This is a genomic window from Candidatus Accumulibacter vicinus (genome assembly GCF_000584955.1).
In the GTDB taxonomy this organism is placed as follows: domain Bacteria; phylum Pseudomonadota; class Gammaproteobacteria; order Burkholderiales; family Rhodocyclaceae; genus Accumulibacter; species Accumulibacter vicinus.
Window position 1 is genome coordinate 8,517 of sequence record NZ_JDSS02000028.1, and the last position, 3,948, is coordinate 12,464.

The 3,948-nt window shown below is 68.5% G+C and carries 2 protein-coding genes; both read right to left on the reverse strand.

What is annotated here, in order from left to right; translation table 11 throughout:
* A partial coding sequence (locus tag CAPSK01_RS13590; protein WP_273703682.1) for a type I polyketide synthase occupies window positions 1-3,029 on the reverse strand: 3,029 nt, incomplete at its 3' end.
* Window positions 3,030-3,112: 83 nt separating this feature from the next.
* Window positions 3,113-3,948 (reverse strand): phosphopantetheine-binding protein (locus CAPSK01_RS13595; protein ID WP_273703683.1); only part of this gene is annotated, 836 nt, incomplete at its 5' end.

The following is a 3,948-nucleotide window of genomic DNA, read 5'->3' on the forward strand; positions in this document are numbered from 1 at the left end:
GCAGCCGGCGCCAGGTTCCAGGCGTGCAGGATGCTCTTCGGCAGTTGGCCGGCGCTGGACAATGCCGCCAGCAGGCTGTCGTAGTCGGCGCGCCGTGCCGGGTCGAGGGTGTAGCGCCGCTCGCCACTCCAGCCCGCCCGGCTGCCGGGGAGAACCCGGATCACTGCCTGTCCGTCCGCTTGCAGTTGTCCGGCGAGATGTTCGCCGAAACCTTCACCGGTGGTGAAGAGCAGCCACGGTCCACGGGCCGGCGTGCTGCCGGCGGGGAGGGGACACTGTTTCCAGGCAGGCAGGTAGAACCAGTCGGCGAGAGGGCGCCTGCCGGGCGTTGCCCGTGCTGGCGGGCGCGCGTCTGCCGCCGCCTGCGCTACCAGTCGACCGGGTTCGATCCAGTGGCGCTGACGTTCGAAGGGGTAGCCCGGCAAGGGCACGCGGCGACGCGTTTGATTGGCATGGAAGCCGGCCCAATCGACGCTGACGCCGGCCAGCCAGAGCTTGCCGAGGGTGGCGAGCAGCATCGCCTGGTCGGGTTCCTGCTGTTGCGGGTGGCGCATCGACCATAGCGCGCCCTTGGCGCCGGAGTTTGCCGCACATTGCTGGGCGAGCGTGCCGAGGGTGCGGCCGGGACCGACTTCCAGAAACAGCGGGTCGCCGTTGCCGGCGGCACAGCCGATGCCATCGGCAAAGCGCACGGTGTGCCGCAGGTGTCTGGCGTAATACGCCGGGTCGCAGGCCTGCGCGGCGCTGAGCCAGGTGCCGCTGAGGTTGGAGACCACCGGCAGGCGCGGCGCCTGCAGCGGGATCGTTGCGACCACGGCGGTGAAGCGCTCGAGGATCGGGTCCATCATCGCCGAATGGAAGGCGTGCGAGGTGTGCAGCAGGCGGCTTTGCTGGCCGCTGGCGTCGAGCTGTTGCTGGCAGGCGGCGATGGCCTCGGTCGGTCCGGAAAGCACGCAGCGGTCGGGCGCGTTGACCCCGGCCAGCGCCAGGCCGCGGGCTTCGAGATCGACGAGGGCACTTTCCGGCAGGTCGACGGCGAGCATGCTGCCGGCCGGCATCTCCTGCATCAGGCGGCCGCGCGCGGCCACCAGCTTGAGGGCGTCGGCGAGGTTCATCACTTCGGCCAGGCAGAGCGCGGCGTACTCGCCGATGCTGTGGCCGATCATCGCCGCCGGGCGGACGCCCCAACTGATCCACAGGCGCGCCAAGGCGTATTCGATGACAAACAGCGCTGGCTGGACGATCCAGGTCTGCTGCAGCGCTGCCGCACCGGCCTCGGGAGCTGGCCAGATCAGGCGGCGCAGATCCTGGCCGAGGTGGGGGATCAGGATTTCGGCGCAGCGGTCGACTTCCGCGCGGAACAGCGGCTCGGCGTCGTACAACTCGCGCCCCATTCCCAGATACTGGGCGCCCTGGCCGGGGAACATGAAAACCACGGGCCGATCCTGCCGTTCGCAGACCGCTTCGGCACCGCGCTGACGGTCGCCCGCGAGCAGCGCCTGGGCGAGCCCGTCGTGGTCGCGGCAGACCAGCATGCGCCGGTGCGCGAAGCGTTCGCGGCCGGTCTGCAGGGTGAACGCGATGTCGGCGAGGGGCTGCGCCGGATCGGTGCGCAGATGATCGGCAAGACGTTCAGTCATGCGGTCGAGGGCGCCGGGCGTGCGTGCCGACAGGAGGATCAACTGCCAGGCGCGCGACGCGCTGGCGGCAGCACGCGTGGGAGCCTCCTCGAGCACCACGTGCGCATTGGTTCCGCCGAGACCGAAGGAGCTGACCCCCGCGCGGCAGACCGGCTGTGTCCACTCGGCAAGCGTGCTGTTCACGTAGAACGGGCTGTTGGCAAAGTCGATTTCCGGGTTCGGCCGGCGGTAGTGCAGCGACGCGGGAATGCGCCGGTGCTCGAGCATCAGTGCGGTCTTAATCAGCCCGGCAACGCCCGAGGCGACGTCCATGTGGCCGATGTTGGTCTTCACCGAGCCAATCGCGCAGTCACCCTGGCGCGTGCTGCTTTCGCGAAAGGCCTGGGTGAGCGCCTGTATCTCGATCGGGTCGCCCATTGGCGTGCCGGTGCCGTGCGTTTCGATGTAACCGATGGTGTCGGCCGTCAGCCCGGCCATGGCCAGCGCTTCGCTGACTACCGCCGCCTGGCCGCTGACGCTGGGGGCGGTGTAGCCGACCTTGGCGTTGCCGTCGTTGTTCACCGCCGAGCCCTTGATCACGGCGTGGATGTGGTCGCCGTCGGCGAGAGCGTCGGCGAGGCGCTTGAGCGCGACGACGCCGGCACCGCTGCCGAGCACCGTGCCGCGGGCAGCGGCGTCGAAGGCCCGGCAATGGCCGTCGGCGGAGTTGACGCCGCCTTCCTGGTAGAGGTAGCCGATCCGGTGCGGAATGGCTACCGAGATGCCGCCGGCCAGCGCCAGATTGCACTCGCCGTTGAGCAGGCTCTGGCAGGCGACATGCACCGCGACCAGCGAGGTCGAGCAGGCGGACTGGAGGTTGATGCTCGGGCCGGTGAGGTTGAGCTTGTAGGAGACGCGGGTGGTCAGGTAGTCCTTGTCGTTGCCGATCTGGATCTGGAAGTCGAACAACGACGGCGCCACGTCCGGGCGAGTGGCGAGGTGGTAGATCAGGTAGCCGTTCATCGCCGAGCCGGCGAAAACGCCAATCGCACGACCATGCGAGGCGGGGGTGTAGCCGGCGCGTTCGAGGGCTTCCCAGGCGCATTCGAGGAAGATCCGCTGCTGCGGTTCGATCAGGCTGGCCTCGCGCGGGCTGTAGCCGAAAAAGGCCGCGTCGAAGCAGTCGATGTCGTTGATGACCGCACCGGCGCGAACGTAGGCCGGGTCGGCGAGGAGCGCGGGGTCGACGCCTGCGGCGAGCAGTTCGGCTTCGGAGAAGAAGCTGATCGATTCGACGCCCTGTTCCAGGTTGCGCCAGAAAACGGAAACGTCATTGGCGTCGGGGAAGCGGCAGCTCATGCCGACAATCGCGATGTCGTTGGAGTGGGGTATCGAAGCGGGCTGGTTCATGGTCGTCACTCGGTTCTGACTGGCTGCGGGGATGCGCAGGTCCGGTTTAAGTCCTTCTTCAAGGGAGGCGCGACTGCCGGGGCTCAGGCGGGCGATCGTCTGCCGGCGGGCTGACGGCGGTGCTGCATTTCCCGGCGCTGCACGGCGCGTTCCCGACCGGCCTGGAGGGCCGGGCTGGCTGGCGGCAGGCCGCTTGCCGCGTTGAGGGAGCGCGCCAGGCTCTGTACGGTCGGGTACTGGTACATCTGCAGCATCGGGATGGCACGATGCAGGTGCTCGCACAAGCGGCGATTGACCTCGACCATGCGCAGCGAGGTGCCGCCCAGTTCGAAGAAGTTGTCGGTGCTGCCGACTCGCTCGACCAGCAGCACCGCCTGCCAGATGGCAGCGATGGCTTGCTCGGTGGTGTCGCGAGGGGACAGATAGGGCGCGGCCGGCGCTTGCGGGCGGTTGTCGGGGGCGGGCAGCGACAGGCGGTCGACTTTGCCGCTGGGTGTCAGCGGCAGGGCGGCCAGCGCCGTGCAGCTGCTGGGCACCATGTACTCGGGCAGGCGTTCGCGCAGCCAGGGCTGCAGCGTGCCGGCTGCCAGGGCGCTGGCTGGGCGGGCAACATAGTAGGCGGCGAGGGCGAGTTCGCCGCGGGCGTCGGGACGGGCGACGATCACCGCTTCCAGGATGTCCGGGTGACTGCAAAGGACGCTGCCGACGTCATCAGGTTCGATACGGAAGCCGCGGATCTTGACCTGATGGTCGCTGCGGCCCAGGTAATCGATGAGCCCGTTGGCGCGGTAGCGGGCCAGATCGCCGGTGCGGTAGATGCGGGCGCCGGCTTCCTTGCGGAATGGGTTGGGAATGAATTTCTCGGCGCTCAATTCGGGGCGGCTTTTTATTTTCTCAATAAAGTTTTGTGTCACCTCAT